We start from the raw sequence: 18981 nt of genomic DNA, 5'->3' as shown, positions 1-18981 counted from the left end.
CGAACCGGCGAACAGCGGAGGAGGAAGCCATGTTCAATCCCGATAAACGTCTGATCCCTGCCCAGCCGCCCAAGGCTGGTTTCGCGGCCGGGCCGTCCAAACTGGATGCGATCCGCTCGGTCACACTCTCGCTTGCCTATTTGCCCCTGGCGCGTCCGATCAGCGACGCAAAAGTGCTGACGGGCCGGCAGAAGCCACTGACGCAGGTGGCTTTCCTGTTCTGCGAAATCACAACGGAGGCCGGCCATAGCGGTCTCGGTTTCAGTTATTCCAAGCGCGCCGGTGGTCCGGGGCTTTATGCGCATGCCTGCGAAATCGCCGACAATCTGATTGGCGAGGACCCGAACGACAATGCCCGCATCTGGGACAAGCTCTGCTGGGCCGGCGCTTCGGTCGGCCGCTCCGGCATCGCCACGCAGGCAATTGCCGCCATCGATATCTGCCTGTGGGACCTGAAGGCCAAACGTGCAGGTCTGCCGCTGTCCAAACTGCTTGGCGCCCATCGCGACAGCGTTGCCTGTTACAACACCTCGGGCGGTTTTCTGTCGTCGAGCGTTGAGGAAATCCGCGACGCCATCGATCATTCGCTGGCATCGGGCATTGGCGGCATCAAGATCAAGGTCGGTCAGCCTGACCCGATGGTCGATATCCGCCGCCTCGATGCGATTACCACCCATCTCGATGGCCGCGTGCCGCTGATGGTCGATGCCAACCAGCAATGGGATCGCACCACCGCGCTGCGTTTTGGCCGGCTGGTCGAGCCGCTCAATCTCGAATGGATCGAGGAACCGCTCGACGCCTACGACGCCGAAGGTCATGCGGCACTTGCGCGCGAACTGGCAACACCGATTGCAACAGGTGAAATGCTGGCCAGCGCCGAAGAGCATATGGCGCTGATCCGCGCCGATGCGGTCGATTTCATCCAGCCGGATGCGCCGCGCGTCGGCGGCATCACGCCGTTCATGCGCATCTGCACGCAGGCGGAAGCCAAGCGCATGCGGCTTGCGCCGCATTTCGCCATGGAAATCCATGTTCATCTCGCCGCCGCTTACGCCCATGAGCCATGGGTCGAACATTTCGACTGGCTGGCGCCGCTCTTTAATGAAGAGCTGGAAATCAAGGATGGCCGCATGATCGTGCCGGGCCGTTCCGGTCTTGGCTGCAGCCTGACAGGTCAGGCGCGCGACTGGACGGTCGAGACCCAAACTTTCGGTGGCTGACGGCCGGTTTTTTCCAAGGGCGCTGTAAGTGTTTCTTGGCATGGATGAAGGCGCGTCCGCATGCTAGGCCTTCGTCCGCACAATACAGAGGAAACCGAAGCCCAGTCTTCGGAAGGAGAGCATTGATGACCTGGACCCCAACGGGCAAACATTTTATCGCCGGCCAGTGGACGCCCGGCACCTCGACATTCAAGTCGGAACCTGCGCACGGCCCCGCGCATGATTTTGCCGTCGGCACCGTCGATCTCGTCGATCAGGCCTGCCGCGCCGCCGAAGCAGCCTTTGCCGCCTATTCGGCAAAATCGCGTGAAGAACGCGCCGTTTTCCTCGAAGCCATTGCCGAAGAAATCGACAAGCGCGGCGAGGCCGTCACCCTGATCGGTACGCAGGAGACCGGTCTGCCGGAAGGTCGCCTGAACGGCGAACGTGGCCGCACCACCGGCCAGCTGAAACTGTTTGCCGACCATATCCGCAAGGGTGCCCATCTCGATGCCCGCTTCGATGCCGCTCAGCCGGATCGCCAGCCGGCGGCTCGCCCGGAAATCCGTCTCGTTCAGCGTCCGATCGGCCCGGTCGCCGTGTTCGGCGCGTCCAATTTCCCGCTCGCCTTCTCCACGGCCGGTGGTGATACGGCTGCCGCTCTCGCCGCCGGTTGCCCGGTCGTCGTCAAGGGCCACTCCGCCCATCCCGGCACCGGTGAAATCATCGCCGAAGCCATTGCCGCCGCCATCGAGCGGACGGGCATGCCGGCCGGTGTGTTCAGCCTCATCCAGGGCGGTCGCCGTGATGTCGGCACCGGTCTCGTGACCCATCCGGCCATCAAGGCCGTCGGTTTCACCGGCTCGCTTGCCGGTGGTCGCGCGCTGTTCGACCTTTGCGCCCAGCGTCCTGAACCGATCCCGTTCTTTGGTGAACTCGGCAGCGTCAACCCGATGTTCCTGCTGCCTGCCGCCACCTCGGCGCGCGGTGAAGCGATCGGCAGCGGTTGGGCCGGTTCGCTCACCATGGGTGCCGGCCAGTTCTGCACCAATCCCGGCATCGCAGTTGTCGTCGAAGGTCCGGAAGCCGATAAATTCGTTGCCGCCGCCAAGGCCGGTCTTGAAAAGGTCGCGGCCCAGACCATGCTGACCGACGGCATCGCTTCGGCCTATCACGAAGGCGTCGAGCGCATGCGTTCCAGCAATGCCGTGTCGCCGGTTCTCAATGTCGAAAGCAATGGTCGTCAGGCCAGCCCGAACCTGTTCGAAACCACCGGTGCGACCTGGCTTGCCGATCATGCTCTTGGCGAAGAAGTGTTCGGTCCGCTCGGTCTCGTCGTGCGTGTCGGCTCGACCGAAGAGATGGTCAATCTGGCGGAAAAATTCGCCGGCCAGCTCACCGCCACCATGCACATGGACGACAGCGACCTCGGTCTCGCACAGGCGCTTCTTCCCGTTCTGGAACGCAAGGCCGGCCGCGTGCTGGTCAACGGTTTCCCGACCGGTGTCGAGGTGGTGGATTCCATGGTGCATGGCGGCCCTTACCCGGCTTCCACCAACTTTGGCGCCACCAGCGTCGGCACGATGTCGATCCGCCGCTTCCTGCGCCCGGTATCCTACCAGAATTTCCCGGAGGCCCTGCTGCCGGCAGATCTGAGAGACTGAACTTTTTGAGGAGGAGACAACCATGATTGCCCCGAACGACCTGCGAGAAATCATACGCAACGGCCTTCTATCCTTCCCCGTCACATCTTTCGACGCGGAAGACCGGTTTGCCGCAAAACCGTTCTCGGCACATCTTGAATGGTTGTCTTCTTACCCCGTCGCCGGCCTGATCGTGGCCGGCGGTACGGGGGAACTGTTTTCGCTGACGCCGGGTGAGGTCGTGGATGTGGTGAAGACCGCCCGCGCCGTTTCCGGTGATGCACCTGTCATCGCCGGTTGCGGTTATGGCACGCGGATCGCCTGTGATATGGCGAAGGAAATCGAAAAGGCCGGCGGTGACGGCATTCTGCTTCTGCCGCATTACCTCACTGAAGCACCGGCCGAAGGCATCGCCGCCCGCGTGCGCGCAGTGTGCAAATCCACCAATATGGGCGTCATCGTTTATAATCGCGGTCAGGCCCGCGTTTCCGCCGAACAGCTGGCGCAACTCGCCGACGAATGCCCCAACCTGATCGGTTTCAAGGATGGCACCGGCGACATCGACACCGTGCGCCGTGTCACCGTCGCGCTTGGCGACCGGCTTTCCTATATCGGCGGCATGCCCACACATGAACTGTTCGCGCAGGCCTATCGCGGGGCCGGCATGCCCACCTATTCGTCGGCTGTCTTCAATTTTGTGCCGGAAACGGCGCTGAAATTCCACGCCGCCTTTACCGCCGGTGACGATGCCACCTGCGAGCAGTTGCTGCGGGATTTCTATTACCCGTTTGCCCGCATTCGTGACCGCAAGGCCGGTTATGCGGTCTCCGCCATCAAGGCGGGGGTTCGCCTGCGCGGCTTCGAAGCCGGCCCGGTGCGCGCGCCGCTGGTCGATCTCACCGAGGAAGAGGTCGAAATGATGCGCGAACTGATCGCCTCGGCGAACTGAATTTTCGAATTGCCGGGCGGGTTCGTTTGCCCGCCCGGCCAATGCTGCGGGCGTCATGCAAAACACGCTCATGCATTAGTGTTTATGTGCCGTAATCGGGATTGCTGGCGAAGAGGAGCCGCCAGCAGGCCGTTGACAAAAAGGAATGCCATTCACTGCAAACCGCGCTTAACGCGCTTGGGAGGAGACTGACATGAAACTGCCCATCACAACTGCCTGCCTGTCCACGGCAATGATCGCCCTGGCCTGTAGCCCCGCCTTGGCGCAGGACGCCAAGAAGAACGTCACCGTCGTTCTGGCCGAAACCGTGGATGTGGTCGAGCCCTGTATGGCCGCCCGCCAGGACGTCGGCCGCGTTATCTCGCAGAACGTCAACGAAATGCTGGTCGAGTTCGATTACGCCAACAGCCAGCTCAAACCGCGTCTTGCCACCGAGTGGAAACAGATCAACGACGCGACCTGGGAATTCAAGCTGCGGCCGAATGTGAAATGGCATGACGGCAAGCCGTTCACCGCCAAGGATGTGCAGTTCACGCTGGAGCGCAACAAGAACAAGAAGATCACCTGCGAAGTCGGTGGCAAATATCTCGGCGGCACCGAATTCTCCTTCGAAAGCCCGGATGAAAACACCATCCGCATCACCACAAAACCCGCCCAGCCGATCCTGCCGCTGCTGATGACCGTCATCCCGATGGAATCCGCTGAGGCAACGCCTGCGGATGAATACACACGCAAGCCCATCGGCACCGGACCTTATACGTTCGATCAATGGACTGTCGGCCAGAATATCGTGCTGAAGCGCAACCCGAACTATTGGGGCGAGAAGCCGCAGGTGGAGCAGGCAACCTATCTGTTCCGTTCCGACAGCGCCGTTGCCGCAGCCATGGTTGAAGCGGGTGAGGCCGATATCGTGCCGGCCGTCGCCGTGCAGGATGCCACCAACAAGGAAACCGATTTCGCCTATCCGAACTCGGAAACAACATCGCTGCGCATCGATACGCGTGAAGCGCCCACCAATGATCGCCGCATTCGCGAGGCGATGAACCTTGCCATCGATCGGCAGGCCATGCTCGGAACGCTGTTCCCGGCCGAGGCCAAGATCGCCACCCATCTCGTGGTGCCGACCACGATCGGTTACAATCCGGATATCCCGGCCTGGCCTTACGATCCGGAAAAGGCAAAGGAACTGGTGGGAGCGGCAAAGGCCGATGGCGTGCCGGTCGACCGCGAGATCCGTATCATCGGGCGCAACGGGCAATATCCGAATGCCACCGAGACCATGGAAGCGATCATGGCGATGCTTCAGGAGGTCGGGCTCAACGTCAAGCTCGATATGTATGACGTATCCGTCTGGAACGGTTATTTTGTCGCGCCTTTCGTCAAGGACTCCGGTCCGACGCTGACCCAGTCGCAGCATGACAATGCCACCGGTGACCCGGTCTTTACCGCCTTCGTCAAATACGCGTCCGGCGGTTCGCACTCGATGGTGCGTGATCCGGCGGTCGATGACCTGATCTCCAAGGCAACCGCTGCCACCGGCGACGAGCGTGCAAAACTTTGGAAAGAGCTGTTTGCCAAGGTCAATACCGAGATCATCGCCGATATCCCGATGTTCCACATGGTCGGTTTTACCCGCGTTTCCAAGCGTCTGGATTTCAAACCGACGATCGCGACCAATTCGGAACTGCAGCTTTCGCAGATCCGCTTCAAGTGATCATGACCTGAATGAAGTGGGCCGCGTTTTTGCGCGCGGTCCGTTCCACTTCCGCAAACAGACCATGGATGTACCGATGCCGCTGATCGAACGCGCCGCCCTGACCGATTTTGCCCAAAACATGCTAACCCGCGCCGGCATGGAAGCCGACAAGGCGAAAGCCACCGCTGCCATTCTAGTGGAGGGCGACATGATCGGCCACGAAACCCATGGCGTCAGCCTTCTGCATTGGTATGTCGAGGCGCTGGAAGACGGTTCGCTTGCAAAAAGCGGCGATTATGAAGTGGTCAACGACCGCGGTGCCGCTTTCGTCTGGGACGGCAAGTCGTTGCCGGGGGCATGGCTTTTATCCGAAGCGCTGGATCAGGCCTGTGATCGTGTCGGCCAATATGGCGTCGTCACCGCCGCTATCCGCAACTGTCACCATACCTGCGCGCTCTCCGCCTTCATGCGGCAGGTAACGGAGCGCGGGCTGATCGTACAGATCTCGGTGTCGCACCCCGCTGCAAGCCGCGTTGCACCTTATGGCGGCACGAAACCGCTTTTGACGCCAAACCCGATGGCTGCAGGTTTTCCGACATCTGCCGACCCGATCCTGATCGATGTCTCTGCTTCGATCACCACAACGACAATGACGCAGACGCTGGCCAAAGCTGGTCAAAAATTTCCGGAGGCCTGGGCACTGACAGCCTCTGGCGAACCGACCGACGATCCGCGTGAGGTGACGGAGCATGGCGGCACGATGATGCCGCTTGGCGGGCAGTTGAAGGGTCACAAGGGTTTTGGCCTTGCACTGATCGTCGAACTGCTGGGGCAGGGGCTTTCCGGCAAGGGCCGCGCCAATGCGCCTGCCGGCATCTTTTCGCAAAGTGCCTTCCTGCAGGTCATCGATCCCGAATTTTTTGCAGGCCTCGATGCCTTCACAGCTCAATCGGACTTTCTGAGCGATGCCTGCCGCACCAATCCGCCGGCGGCATGGAACAATGGCCCGGTGCGCATGCCGGGAGACAGTGCCGCCCGCAAGCGCCGCGTCGCCCTTGAAAAGGGTGTGCCGGTGGGTGATGTCGCCTGGGAAAAACTGGGTCGCGACGCGCAGCGTCTGGACATCGATATTCCATCAGTATTTGCTTGAAAACATTCCGGAAAACGGATGGTCCGTCTGGTACAGGGTAAAACTATTGCGGCTTTTACCCTGCTTATCCTCTGGCGCGTTGCGGATAAGTCACAACCCCGGCCGCGAAACGGTCACAATTGGTTTTTTCCCGCTTGAAGTGTTGCCGCGTCAAACCTCGCTGATACTTATCGTTGAACCGATTCTTTTATTCAAGGATACGTGATGCGGAAGCTTGCGCCCTTCGTTGTTTTAGCTCTTTTGACCGCATGCGCCAGTCCTTCCGATGGCCCGGGCGCTGGCGCTTTTTACAATACCGTTGATCCCGTTACCAAAGAACGTGTCCCTGTCACCCGTCTGGCCGATGCGCCGATGGCGCCGCCGATCACGCAGCCGATGTCCTACGCGCCAACCGATCTCGGTCTCGCGGGCATGCGCTCGGGTGGTTATGTCGATCAGCGACTGCGTCGTGGCGATGTCATCGAGGTCACCATCCTTGATACCGGTGAAGAGGGCATGTTCTCCTCCACCCAGAGCAAGACGCTCAATCTCGGCAAGTTCACGGTCGATTCCGCCGGCACGGTCACGATGCCGTTTGTCGGCCGCCAGCGCGTGCTGGAATCCTCGCCGGAAGCGCTGCAATCGCGCATCGTCAGCGGCCTCAAGGGCTCTGCCGTTAATCCGCAGGCCGTCGTCACCGTGGTCGACAAGCCGTCGACCGGCTTCACTGTCAATGGCGATGTCCGCTCAGCTGGTCGTTTCCCGCTGACGGCCCGCAAGGAACGCGTGCTCGATGCTATCGCCCTTGCCGGCGGTTCGTCCTCGGCCCCGGGTTCTGCCACGGTCACGCTTATTCGCGGCGGCCAGCAGGCCAGCGCGCCGATCCAGCGCCTGATGAACGACAATGCCCAGAACGTCTATCTTCTGCCGGAAGATCAGATTTTTGTCGGCAAGGATTCTCCGACCTTCACCGCATTCGGCGCCTTCAAGAGCGTTGGCGAGTTCGAATTCGAGCCGGGCAAGCTGACGCTGGCGCAGGCATTCGGCCGCGCCGGTGGTCTTCTGGATGATCGCGCCAATGCCCGCAACGTTTATCTGCTGCGCAACGAAACGGTTTACAAGCCGCTGCCGAGCGCTGCTGAAAAGCAGAAGCTTGTCACCACCTACAGCGTTGCGAACAAGCCTGCCGTCTACCGCATCGACATGAAGGACATTTCCAATCTGGCGCTGATGCAGCGTTTCCAGATGGCAAAGGGTGACATGCTTTATGCCACCAATGCCGGCATGGTCGATTTCGCAAAACTCTTCACCATCTACCAGAAGAGTGTGGCAACTGCGGCTGCGCCGCTGCCGGGTGCGAACTGATCAAGACCAAACGACGCTGATTTCAAAGGCCGCCAAGCATCTGCAAGGCGGCCTTTGCATTTTCAGGCCTGTCTTGCGGTAGTGGCTGGGAAAGACGGCCGGCGAGGGCGTGAAGGTCGATCGCATCGGCATCGCCGCAGTTTCGCAGCATGAGAGACAGGATACGGCCTGCTGCAAACAGATCGGCGCGGTGATCGATCGCCACACCATCCTTCTGCTCCGGTGCCGCAAAGTCGGGATGACCGGCAAAGGCGATATCCAGATTTCGATGCGCCTCCCCGATACGCAGTGCGACGCCGAAATCGGCTATTCTCAAGTCTTCAGGCATTGGCCCTGTGAACAGGATGTTGGCGGGGGAAAGATCGCAATGCACGATGCCGCGATCATGGACGGCCGAAAGGCCGTCCAGCATGGCTGTCATGATCCGGCGGACGTCGTCGAGCGAGTTTATGGTCGATCGAAGTCGATCTGCGAGATTGTGTTCGCACCATTCCAGCACCAGGGCCGGGCGACCATCGTCCAGCCGCAACAGCGCCTGCGTGTGGACGATATGCGGATGACGCAAGGCCAGCCCGATTTCCGCTTCCTGCAACAGCATGCGTCGAGCGATCGGATCGTCCGAATGGTTGGAATGAACCGTCTTCACGGCATGCAGTGAGCCCAGATCACGATGGCGGGTGCGGGAAACTTCAGCCAATCTGCCACCAGCCGACCGTTCTTCGATAACGAACGTATTGCCGACGATCTCGACCGATGCTTCACGCAGGCGGCTGTCACCGCGATCCAGTGCGTCGCGCACGCGATCGGTAAGCATGCGACGATCCTCGTCGCTGCGTCGTCCGCCGTCATCGTGGACAAGGCTCTGCCAGAGGTCGGCAAAACGCTTTTGGATGTCGGCGAAACCCGGATTACCGGCCATTGCCATCCTTCACATCGATCACGACGGCGCTGAGGTTTTCGCGGCAATCGGCGATCAGGCCTTCCTGGATCAGCGTGTTGGCAATGTCGTCGATATCGCCGGACAGCAGGATTTCGGCGATACCCCGTTCGGGTATGACCCGCGACAGCGAATGGCTGCAAAGAAGAAAACGATCACCGGCCTGTAATTCATCCTGCAGAACTTCGGGTGAAAGCTGTGCCGCAAGCCCGATGGCGCGCGCAAGGGAGCGGCGAAGACCAACCGACACATGGTCGCGTGTGAGGCAGCGCATCATGCCGTCGCGCAGCAGATAGGCGCGCGCATCACCGGCCCAGATCAGCGCAAAACGATCCTCGACAATCCCGAGCGAGACAAGGCTGGCGCTCGGCGACTTGCGTCCCCAGGAGCCGCCGGTCGATTGCAGAACGCCATTGGCGCGGCCGAGCTTGCCTTTCATTTCCTGCACAAGGCTTTCGATCGTGTCCTGCGGTGCGGTATCGGCCAGCATGGCGATGGTCTGGCGGCTTGCCTCGACAGCCTCGTTGCCATCACCGACACCATCGGCCACTGCAAACAGGAAGGGTGTATGCTGTGCCAGAACGGCGTCGGCATTCAGGCTCAGACGCGTGCCGACATGGCTGGCCTTGTCGTGTCGCAGTCGAAAGTTACGATGTTCAGCAACCGGCTGGGGCGAAGGCTCTGGTTCTATCCTGTTGACATTGGCAGCGGCAGGCGGTTGCGGCTGCACCGAAGCGACCGCCGGCTCCCCCATTGGCTCGGCGAGCGGTTCGGCTTGCGAAGGTCCCGACGCTTCCATGCCTGCCATCAAGAGTTCCAGAAAATCGGTCGGCTGCGGTGCGCCACCACTGCGGAACCCCTTGTTCTGTCGATCAACGGGGTCCAAACGCCACCAGAGTGTGTCCGGTCGTTGACTTCTGCCGGCGCGCTGTTCGAAATGCTGGTCCGACGGGCGCAGGTGCCGAAGGCGTTTCAGACTGGCGGTAAACGTGTCCAGCTCAAAGTCGCGGCGGGAAACCGTTTCGGCAAGTGCTTCCAGCGCCAAAAACCATGTCTCATCCAGGCAGAGTTTTCGCGTGTCATCGGCAAATTCGTGCAATTGCGCGGTGATGACCAGCGGAAAACTTCTGCCCACCCGGTCGCGACTGGGCACGATGACGCCGGCAACCGTGACCGGCCCCCATACGCCACGCTCTGCAACAAACCGCCATGCGGGCATGTTGCGAAAAATCTGCTCCCAGTTTTCGCCGGCATGATGGTGTGCCTTGGCGATGCCGGCCTGCAACCAGGCATCAAGCGCATCCTGAACCGAGCGGCGAAGGCCGGTCGAGACAAAATCTCCGTGGCTTGGAAGCTTTCCAAAAAAGCCGATCCGGTCGGCCTCCATACTGACCGGATCGAGAGCGGAACGTGGCGGCATGATCGGCGTCCTCAGAACTGTGTCGGGCAGGAAAACGCGTTAAGCGCTTCCAGCCGGAACGGGTTGAGCACGGAGCCGAACTGCACTTCGAACTCGGCGGTTTTTCCTGCCTGCGTGAAGCGGGCGCGGAACAGGTCGTCACCTTCGGAGGTAACGTTCGCGCTGTCAAACAGACGGAACGGCGACCAGTCGCCATTCTCGGTGATCGCCTGCTGCCAGCCGCCGGGCTGGAAGGCAATGCGTGACAGATTGCTGGCGTCCGTCGAGGGCCATGCTATCGACTTTGCCTGCACCGGGCCGTGGAAATAGACGAGACGTTCCGCCTCGATTTCCAGCATCACGGCATTGGCATTGTCCGACAGCGAGACCGGCTTCACGTTGATGGCGATCGACGGGCCTTCGCTGCCAGCGGGGAAAAAGGCGCGGTGGATCTTGTCAGCGTTTTCGAACTGGGCGATCGCCTCGCTCGGAATGCTGGCCGCGCCAAACGTGCCCTTCCAGCCCCATGGCGACGAACTGGTGTCGACAAAGGCGGAAAGGCGCGTGTCGAAGAAGCTCTTGAACAGACCTTTCGGACCAAACAGGCGCACGAAATCCGTCATTGCCACATCGCGCGGCGATTCCCGCTCGAACGGGTAACGGCCGGTGATCACGTTCGAGCAATAGCTGGCACCTTCCGCCGCCCAGGCATCATTGATGCGGGCGCGTGCGGATTTCACCGCAAGTGAACCGACATCGGCGGCGACGCCGGCCATCCAGGCATCCACCGGATTGGGCAGGCGGCGGGCCTGCTGCAACAGGTCCTGGTTGGCATCGGTCAGTTGGCTGTCGACATCGAAGACCTTGGCGACTTCAGCTGAGGACGTGGTGGCGCGGAAGAGCTGATCCGCAACCTTCTGCAGCGCGGGCTGAAGCTGGCCGATCTGCGATTTCGGGCCATCGGCGGGTTGGCCGGGGATCGCGGCGGCAGCACCATCTGTCGGTTCGGCCAAGGCTTCGCGAAGGCCGGCATAAGGATCCGGCGCATTCGTGACACCCGCCAGTGCGGTAGATGAAACGGCGCTGCTTGTGGCAGCCGAGGCGATCTCGGTACCGGCATTGCGCAGATCCGTATTTTCCGCGATCGACCGTGCTAGCATTTCGACCGGGCTGACAGGCTTTGTGGCCAGCGTCTTGGTCGTCTCGGCGGCATCGTTGATTGTCTGCGAGGGTTTCACCCGCATATCGGTCAGAATGGTGGACCAGCGCTTTTCGAAATTGTCGAAATAGAGCTGCATCGTCGACTGGGTGATGGCCTCGATCGTGCTGCCCGCCGGGTTTTCCTCGTTGCGGACCCAGGTCTCCTCGATGGCGGTGCGGGCGGCATCCGACACTTTCGGCAGGACGACGCTGCGATAACCATTGCTGGAAAACAGGCCGGGAATGCCTTCACGAAGCGGCGCGCCGGAACTACGCTCGAAAGCCTGTTCACCGACCGGACCGAGTGACGTTCCCGGGTTCCAGGCCGGCAGCGCGCGTGACGCGCGATAATCGTTGAGGATATCGTAGGCGCGGTTGGCAAGGCTCTGGCTGCGGATGGTTTCACGCGCCTTGGCGATCAGATAGGGATCCAGAGCGATTGGCGGCAGAGTGCCGCGTGCCATGGCCGCCGCGTGGGCATTCAGCGATCTGCGGGCATTGGCACGACCATCGCCCGGATAAAGCGCGTTGAACATGTCCTGCGTTTCAAGCTCAACGAATTCCCGGTCCATCTGTCCAAGGCCGCCCAGCATGCCGTAGAGCTTGAGGGCGTTGAAGGTTTTCGCCACATCGCCAGTGCCGGCCATGTCCTTCTGCAACTGCACGAGAACACGTGGCAGAAGCAGCGCATTCAGCGCGCGCTGATAGGCATCGCGATGACGGCCGGCCACCTTGTCTTCCTGATCGAGACCAAAACTGACAGGCCAGACACGATCCTTGGAAAAATCGCCGGTGACCGCGGCCAGATTGTCCAGCGCCGGCATGATGCGCAGGAAATCCGCATCGGCAACATCACGCACATTGATGCCCTGCGCGAGTTTCTCATAGGCATCGATATGGTCTTCGGCGGCGGCAAGCGCGGCCTTGTTCTGGAAATATGTCGCTGTCCAGCTGGTCAGGACCACTGCGAGCACCAGCACAGCGACGGCATAGGACGCACGGCGGAACAGCAGCTGACGGCCAGACAGGCGTCGGTCGCGGGAGACAAGAGACGCCTCGTCGAAGATGACATCCTTGAACAGGCGCGAGAGGAAATAACTGCGGCGCGCACGGCCGGAGGTCGAAACCGCCGTTTCGTTCACCTGCGTGCCGGATGCGAAATAGATGCCGCGCAACAGCGGCGGCTCCACCAGCTTCGAGCCGGTGCACAGCTCGCTCATCACATCGTGCAGGCGTTCCTTCAGCGCCGCCAGTTCCGCCGGGAAACGGAAGATGCGGCCACGCAGTTCTGGATTCGGTTCCTGCTGCAGGCGCTCGATCAGCATCGAGCCGACACGTTCCTGCAGAAGCGTGAATTCTTCGGTGAAACGATCAGGAAGGTCGATCGTCTTGTAGCTCTCGTCGAGGCCGAATGTCGTGCCCCAGACCTGTTCGCGGTCCGACTTGTTGAAGCCGTCGAAAAATTCGACGAAACCGGTCAGGAGGTCCGCCTTGGTCAGCACCAGATAGACCGGCACGCGTGCCTGCAGCTTCTCGTCCAGTTCCGACAGACGCTGGCGGATAACGCGGATTTCCTCGCGCTGTGCTTCCGGGTCGCGGGTCAGGAGGTCGCCGATGGAAAGCGTGACCAGTGCACCATTGATCGGCTGCGAGCGACGGTACTTTCGCAGCAGGCCCAAAAAGCCTTCCCAGCCTGCCTTGGCTGATCCGTTCAGATCGTCCTGCGTAGTATATCGGCCAGCGGTATCAATGAGAATCGCTTCGTCGGTGAACCACCAGTTACAGTTACGCGTGCCGCCGATGCCCTGCACGGAATTGCTGCCCAGCGCATCACCAAGCGGGAATTTCAGGCCGGAATTGGTCAGCGCCGTCGTCTTGCCGGAGCCGGGGGCGCCGAAGATGACGTACCAGGGAAGTTCGTAGATATAACCGAACCGCTTCTTGCTGACGCGGCGAAGAAGCTGCAGCGCTTCCTTCAGGCGGTTGTGGATGTCGTTAACTTCAGCCTGCTGGCTGGCAGCGGCTTCCGATTCCGCATCGCGCTCGATGCCTTCGACAAGCTGCTTGTCGCGACGGCGGTCACGAATGACCGAATAGACCAGATAGGCAAGCCATGCGGCGATGATGGCGCCGATCAGGATGATGCGGTTGGTGGGGCTCGCCAGCGGCTTGAAGTCGCCATAGGCCGCCAGATAGCCATAGAACCAGATGACGATGCAGATCGCCGCCACCCAGATGACCGAGATGAACCTCCGCCCGACAAGGCCCGCATAGGCCTCGACATAGGAGCGGAGCGTGTAAAACATGCCGATCGGGTTCATGGCGAAAGGCCCCCTGCTGCCGGGTTGACCGGCATATTTCGAATATCAACTTCAAGAGGCGGCGAGGTGGCGCCCGCGCCGGTCAACTCTTCCTCGGGATCGGCCAGAACAAGAATTTCCGTGCGACGGTTCTTTTCACGGCCTTCCGGCGTGGAATTGCTGGCGATCGGATCCGCTTCGCCGCGGCCTTCGGCAATGATGGCGCCGGGTCCGGTAAAGGCGGCCAGAATGTCGGCCACGGATTTTGCACGCGCTTGAGACAGATGCCAGTTCGACGGGAACTGGATGGTTTTGATCGGCACATTGTCGGTATAGCCGACAACAACCGCGCGGAAATTTTCCTGTGCCAGCGCACCACCGATACGGGCGATCAGCAGGTTGAACTCGTCGCTGACCTCGGCGCTGCCGACATCGAAGAGACCGGCATTGTTGATGCGCACCAGTACACGGTTCTTGGCGGTTTCACGCAGCGACACGAGGTTCTGTTCGACTTCCGGCTGCAGGAAACGCATGAAGTTTTCGAGCTTGGTCGGTTTCGCCGGCACCAGTTCCGGCTTGACCGGCGGCGCCTTGATTTCCGCGATGATCTTCGGCGGTGCCTCTGGCGGCGGCGGATTGATGAGAATGCTGGGTGCGTCAGCTGGCGAAAGTTGCGCGAGTTGCTGGAAGGTATTGTCCGACGCGTTGTTCAGCGAGAAGGTGAAGAACAGATAGCCGAGGGCAAACACCAGCGCGAGCAGCGAAAGAAGCGTCCATAGCGCCACGGCGGTTCTGAGCGGCTTGTGTTTTGCCGAGACGCCCTTCCAGTGTGGTGAAAGCTCACGTTCGAACACGCCATACTGGCCAAGCAGTGTTTTATAGAGACTGTCGCGAATACGGCCGAGTTCGAGATTGCCGCGTGCGGACACACGCGTGCGGCCCTCGAAGGCAAGTGATAGCGACAGATAGATCAGCAGCAGCAGGTCCTTGTTAGCACCCGGGCTCTGGTGAAAATGGTCGAGAAGATCGAAAACGCGGTCGCCGCCCGTCACATCCATGTGGAAGGTGGAAACGAGGCCGGAGCGGGCCCAGCCGGCGCGCACGCCCCAGGGCTTGCTCAGCACAACGTCATCGACAGTCGCGCAGATGATGTAATGGGCGGCACGTGCGCGTTCCGGGCTGATGCGCGAACCGGCAAGATCGCGCTCATAACGGCCGACGGCTTCCACCGCCACACGGCGCAGTTGTTCCATGTCAGGCTGTTCGTCGGTGTAACGCAGCGCATGGGCGAGGTTCAGCAACGGCGCGGCCGAGCGCACCAGCGTCGGCACTTCCTCGCCGCCGAAGCGGAAATCGCGTACCAGCGTCTCCACTGACCAGCCGCCTTTCGGCAGCGGTTTCGGTGCAAGGTCGTCGATGCCGGGCGTGTCGAGCACGTCGTCCAGCATTTCCGCCATGCGAGCGGCAGATTGCTTTTTCTTTATCCCGTCTTCGGTCAGTTCGACGACGGTCGGCAGGTTCTGCCATTTTGATGCGGGTTCGTTGGTCATTCTCTAAGGGCCCACATTTCCATTTCGAGACCAGGGAAGTCGCCTGCAAGATGCAAGGCGATGGCGCCCGAGGTTTCAAGCTGCTTCCAGAGCGGATTTTTTGTATCGAGTTCGAAATAGATCGTGCCGGAACGGTAAGGCAGCTGACGCGGCAGAACCGGCAGCGGGCGTACCGGAATGCCCGGCAGCGCGACGTTGACGAGTTCGGCAATACGCTCGACCGGGCCAACCTTGATCTGCGAAGGCAGCTTGCGGCGAACATCTTCCGCCGACATTTCGGCGCGCACAGCCAGAACAAAACCGGCATCCTTGAGCAGCGAACGGTCGTTGATCGTGCCGACGCGTACGCCGTGACGACGCTCCGCGAGCTCGATCGAAACGGCCGCCTGTTCGAGAACCGAGGAGAGCGAGGCGCGCAGGTCTTCATAGACCGCCGCAAAGGTCGCCTTCAGGTCGTCGTGGCGATAGGGCGGAAAATCGGTGGCCCGCTTGCGCTCGGTGGTGAAGGTCGCGAGTTCGCCGGCCAGCTGGATGCAGGTCTCGTAGAAATCGATCGGATGAATGCGCGTCGCGTTCGCCGAAATATGCTTCAGCATAGGGTCGGCGCGATTGAGGATCTGCAACAGAAAATAGTCGCCAACCTCGGCCGTACCACGAATAGTCGGGTCGCCGATACGCTCCGCAATCGCCTCGGCGCGGTGGCGCACGATACCGAGCAATTCGGTCATCAGCTCGGAGAGCCTTGGTTCCGCGGCGCAGTTGAGGCTTGGCGCGATAAAATCAGGGTCGAGAATGACGGCGCGGTCGGAGCGCACCTCGATGACGCGAGCCAGGCCGATCAGTTCGTAACCCGCAAGGTCGTCACCGGTCTTCAGGTAACGCAGGCTCAGCCGGCTCACATCGATCGGCGCCATGAAATCGGTTTCGACATTGGCGTCCGGCGCTTCGTAATTGGAAGCCGTCATGCGCACGCTGTTGAAACGTGCGCCACCATTCAGCGCCACATCCGGCTTGCCCGGCTGGCGGGCCGGGAGAGCCAGATAGATGATGGCGTTCTTGACGCTTTCATCGAGATCGACAGCCGGCGGCAGGTCGGTATCAAGCGGCGCTTCGAATGGCGTGCCGTCGGGCAGGATACCGCGCAGGTTGGCGAGCGCGAACTGGCCGATGGCCAGCGCGCTGCGATCGATGCCGATTTCGGCAACGCCCCACGGATAGGCGGAAAGGCCGCGCGTCGTCGTGCGCACCAGCCTTTCCGTCCAGCGGTCCGCCTGCTGGAAATGCTGGACACGAAGGAACATGCCTTCGCTCCAGGCGACCCGGTTCTCATTTCTCATCGTTGAGGTCTTCTCTCTCTGCTCTCGGCAGGCTGGCCATGCGGTTCCCGTGTTCCGTTCGCATCATGGCGTCGCGGAAAACGTCCTGAACCGACAGCGTCCTGCCGTCTTTTTCGAATTGATTTTTGTAGGCCTGCCAGTAGTCGCGGCCGCGCAGAAAGCCGAAGGACGTCATCGATCCTGCCGCATCGATGCGGGATTCGATGATGCGCGGCTCCATTTCCTGGGCGACGTGATGCACGAGATTTTCCAGCGCCGCCTGCAGCCTGGCCTGCCGGTTCGCGAGTTCCTCGATCCGGGTCGCCAGCGTGTCCGAGTTTCCGCTGTTGAAGAAATCCTGTTCGATTTCCGGCGCCGGAAGATCCAGACCGAACGCGGCAAAGCTTGCCTCGAGCGCATCTTCCACCCGTTGCAATAGCGGGTTGAGTTTAGCTTCAATATCGACATTCCGAGCCGGCGCAGCGGGTTGCGGCGGTGCCCTGACGGGTTCGATATCTGCCTGCGGTGCATTGTCGTTGACGGTCTGCAAAGCTTCGACCGGCCGAGCCTTGGCGACCGGAATGGTCACATGCGTTGCCGAATTGTGCTCAAGGTAATTGCCGTAGTCGGAGTGTTCCGACTTGTCTGCCTCGAGGTTCCAGTCGTCCGGCAGGAGATTGCCGGAGGAGCGGATTTCCGGCGGGCCGTTCCAGCCGATATCGACATTGCGCGAAGGCGAGGGGCCTTCCTTTTTGGCAATCGGCTCAAACCAATCCTCGGACATCTTGTTGCCGAGAACTCCGGTCGCCGTGCGGCCGCCCGGGGCGATATCGGCGAGGATTGCGGAAATCGTCAGATGCTCGTCGCTCATTGCGTAATTCGTATCCGGGTCCTCAACATCGCGGTGGACCTCACCGGTGATGACCACGGAAAAGGCTATGGGGCCGACTTCCAGTCGCGACTGGTCGGAAAGCCGCGCCGTCTCGCCCTCATGAACCACCACACCATCGACGCGCGAACCATTGGCGCTCTGGTCACGCAACACAAAACCGCGAGCATCGCGCTCGATCGTGCAATGCAGTTTCGAGATTGATCGCTGGTCCTCCGGCAATTGCCAGTCGCAATCCGGCGAACGGCCCAGCGTGCGCTTGCCCTGCTCAAAAAACCACTTTGTCCGGCTGGCGGGCAGGATGTTGGCACCTGCGATCGCTTTCAGTTCAAGCCGCATGTTCGCCTCCTAAAACCGACGCCGGTCGGGGTTCGACGATCACGGCATCGTCACTGTCCTTGGCGGCCGGTGCGACGCGAGCCCAGCTGTTCCAGCCCAGCCGCGGCTGATCGCCGGAGCCGGCAGCGTCACCTTGTCCAAGCTGACAGAACGGCACGTCTTCTTTCCTCAGGATGACCTGAATATCGAAATCGAGCGCCGAGCCGACATAAAGCCGTGTCAGCGCAAACAATTCGGTGATGTTGCGGCCGCCGGGTGTCAGCGACAGGTAGTCCCGATAGGCCAATGGTCCGACGATGACGCGAAAACCGCCGCTGAAATCGTGAATGGCATTGCCGGCGGATGCATTGACGCCAAGCTGGACGCCCTGCGGTGCGCCCATCTTGCTGCGCTCCTTCATCGGAATGGTCAGCCAGCGCGGACGGAACAGCTCGATTTCCACCGGCAGGCCGCTGAACTCGCCCAGCATGGCACGCAGGCTAGCGGGATTGCGGTTGCGCGATGCGAAAAAACCGGAAAAACGCAGCACGACATCCTCGTCGATGCCGCTGGTTTCCTTCAGCTTGCGGGTGCCGAAGCCGGTCAGCGCAAACAGCGTGGTGATAAAGCCGTTGTCCTCACGGCGCTGGCCCCAGCGCAGGCGTCGCGCGATGCGGTATTTTTCGGAAGCGTCGGCAAAAAGCTCTGCCATGCGTGCGCTGAACAAGTCGAAAAAGGCCGCCAGCCCCTTCGACTTGTTCCGCTCCTCGCGCATGATCAGTTCATTATAGTTGGCCGGCATCGAGCCGAGCGGCCCGGTTAGTCCTGCCAGCGCGCTGCGGATCGAGGCGCGCGCACCCTTCTGGCGAAAACCGCTGACAGCCAGCGGTGCCGGCGAAACACCCATGTGCGAGGCGATCTCCAGCTCTCCGCTCGCCTCACCCGTACCGGCAGCCGTCTGCGCGACGCGGAAAGCCGTCACCGGTTCGAAGCGGCCGGGGTCGCGTTCGAGCAGGTCGACAAGCGTGTCGCGTGGTGCATCGGGTTGACGAAGCGTCGAGAGATCCATGGGGTGAAACGCAATCCTTTCT

General features: G+C 61.1%; 13 protein-coding genes. 6 read left to right on the top strand and 7 right to left on the bottom strand.

All coding sequences use genetic code 11. The features are described 5' to 3' along the window. Nucleotides 1-29: 29 nt before the first annotated feature. The 6 genes from GAO09_RS21445 (at nt 30) to GAO09_RS21420 (ending at nt 7981) form a co-directional block, all read left to right on the top strand. Nucleotides 30-1220 (top strand): L-talarate/galactarate dehydratase, encoded by a 1191-nt coding sequence (locus tag GAO09_RS21445; RefSeq protein WP_153357289.1) that lies wholly within the window; start codon nt 30-32, stop codon nt 1218-1220. 125 nt (nt 1221-1345) lie between these two features. Further along, entirely contained in the window at nt 1346-2863 is a 1518-nt protein-coding gene (locus GAO09_RS21440) for an aldehyde dehydrogenase (NADP(+)) (protein WP_153357286.1), read from the top strand. Nucleotides 2864-2885: 22 nt separating this feature from the next. Then, the gene (locus tag GAO09_RS21435) at nt 2886-3791 is read left to right on the top strand and encodes a 5-dehydro-4-deoxyglucarate dehydratase (RefSeq protein WP_153357284.1); all 906 of its coding nucleotides are present in this window, start codon (nt 2886-2888) and stop codon (nt 3789-3791) included. A gap of 193 nt (nt 3792-3984) precedes the next feature. Then, entirely contained in the window at nt 3985-5505 is a 1521-nt protein-coding gene (locus GAO09_RS21430; protein WP_153357281.1) for an ABC transporter substrate-binding protein, read from the top strand. Nucleotides 5506-5581: 76 nt separating this feature from the next. Continuing rightward, nucleotides 5582-6637 (top strand): Ldh family oxidoreductase, encoded by a 1056-nt coding sequence (locus GAO09_RS21425; RefSeq protein ID WP_153357278.1) that lies wholly within the window; start codon nt 5582-5584, stop codon nt 6635-6637. Between the two features lie 204 nt (nt 6638-6841). Continuing rightward, nucleotides 6842-7981 (top strand): polysaccharide biosynthesis/export family protein, encoded by a 1140-nt coding sequence (locus tag GAO09_RS21420; protein WP_153357275.1) that lies wholly within the window; start codon nt 6842-6844, stop codon nt 7979-7981. A gap of 22 nt (nt 7982-8003) precedes the next feature. On the opposite strand, the gene GAO09_RS21415 is transcribed toward GAO09_RS21420, so the two are convergent. From GAO09_RS21415 to tssG, 7 genes are read right to left on the bottom strand one after another with little or no spacing between them, the layout of a single operon-like run. Continuing rightward, nucleotides 8004-8900, bottom strand: coding sequence for a serine/threonine-protein kinase (locus GAO09_RS21415; protein ID WP_153357272.1), 897 nt, complete (start codon nt 8898-8900; stop codon nt 8004-8006). After that, nucleotides 8890-10338, bottom strand: a complete 1449-nt coding sequence (gene tagF, locus GAO09_RS21410; RefSeq protein WP_153357269.1) for a type VI secretion system-associated protein TagF — start codon at nt 10336-10338, stop codon at nt 8890-8892. Before tagF ends, GAO09_RS21415 begins: the two co-directional genes overlap by 11 nt. Before the next feature lie 11 nt (nt 10339-10349). Then, nucleotides 10350-13838: a type VI secretion system membrane subunit TssM gene (gene tssM, locus GAO09_RS21405; protein ID WP_153357267.1), complete on the bottom strand. Its 3489-nt coding sequence runs from the start codon at nt 13836-13838 to the stop codon at nt 10350-10352. After that, nucleotides 13835-15367 carry a type VI secretion system protein TssL, long form gene (gene tssL, locus GAO09_RS21400; RefSeq protein WP_153357264.1) on the bottom strand — a complete coding sequence of 511 codons (1533 nt, stop codon included), beginning with the start codon at nt 15365-15367 and terminating at the stop codon, nt 13835-13837. The genes tssM and tssL overlap by 4 nt, the downstream gene beginning before the upstream one ends. Then, nucleotides 15364-16704, bottom strand: coding sequence for a type VI secretion system baseplate subunit TssK (gene tssK, locus GAO09_RS21395; protein ID WP_153357261.1), 1341 nt, complete (start codon nt 16702-16704; stop codon nt 15364-15366). The genes tssL and tssK overlap by 4 nt, the downstream gene beginning before the upstream one ends. Then, nucleotides 16694-17911: an FHA domain-containing protein gene (locus GAO09_RS21390; protein ID WP_153357259.1), complete on the bottom strand. Its 1218-nt coding sequence runs from the start codon at nt 17909-17911 to the stop codon at nt 16694-16696. Before GAO09_RS21390 ends, tssK begins: the two co-directional genes overlap by 11 nt. Then, complete coding sequence (gene tssG / locus GAO09_RS21385) at nt 17901-18959, bottom strand: type VI secretion system baseplate subunit TssG (protein WP_153357256.1); 1059 nt, start codon at nt 18957-18959, stop codon at nt 17901-17903. The genes GAO09_RS21390 and tssG overlap by 11 nt, the downstream gene beginning before the upstream one ends. Nucleotides 18960-18981 lie beyond the last annotated feature (22 nt).

The sequence above is a fragment of the Endobacterium cereale genome (genome assembly GCF_009617585.1).
Classification (GTDB): domain Bacteria; phylum Pseudomonadota; class Alphaproteobacteria; order Rhizobiales; family Rhizobiaceae; genus Neorhizobium; species Neorhizobium cereale.
Note: the sequence above shows the minus strand (reverse complement) of the source record. Positions and strands in the feature narration are given on the sequence as shown.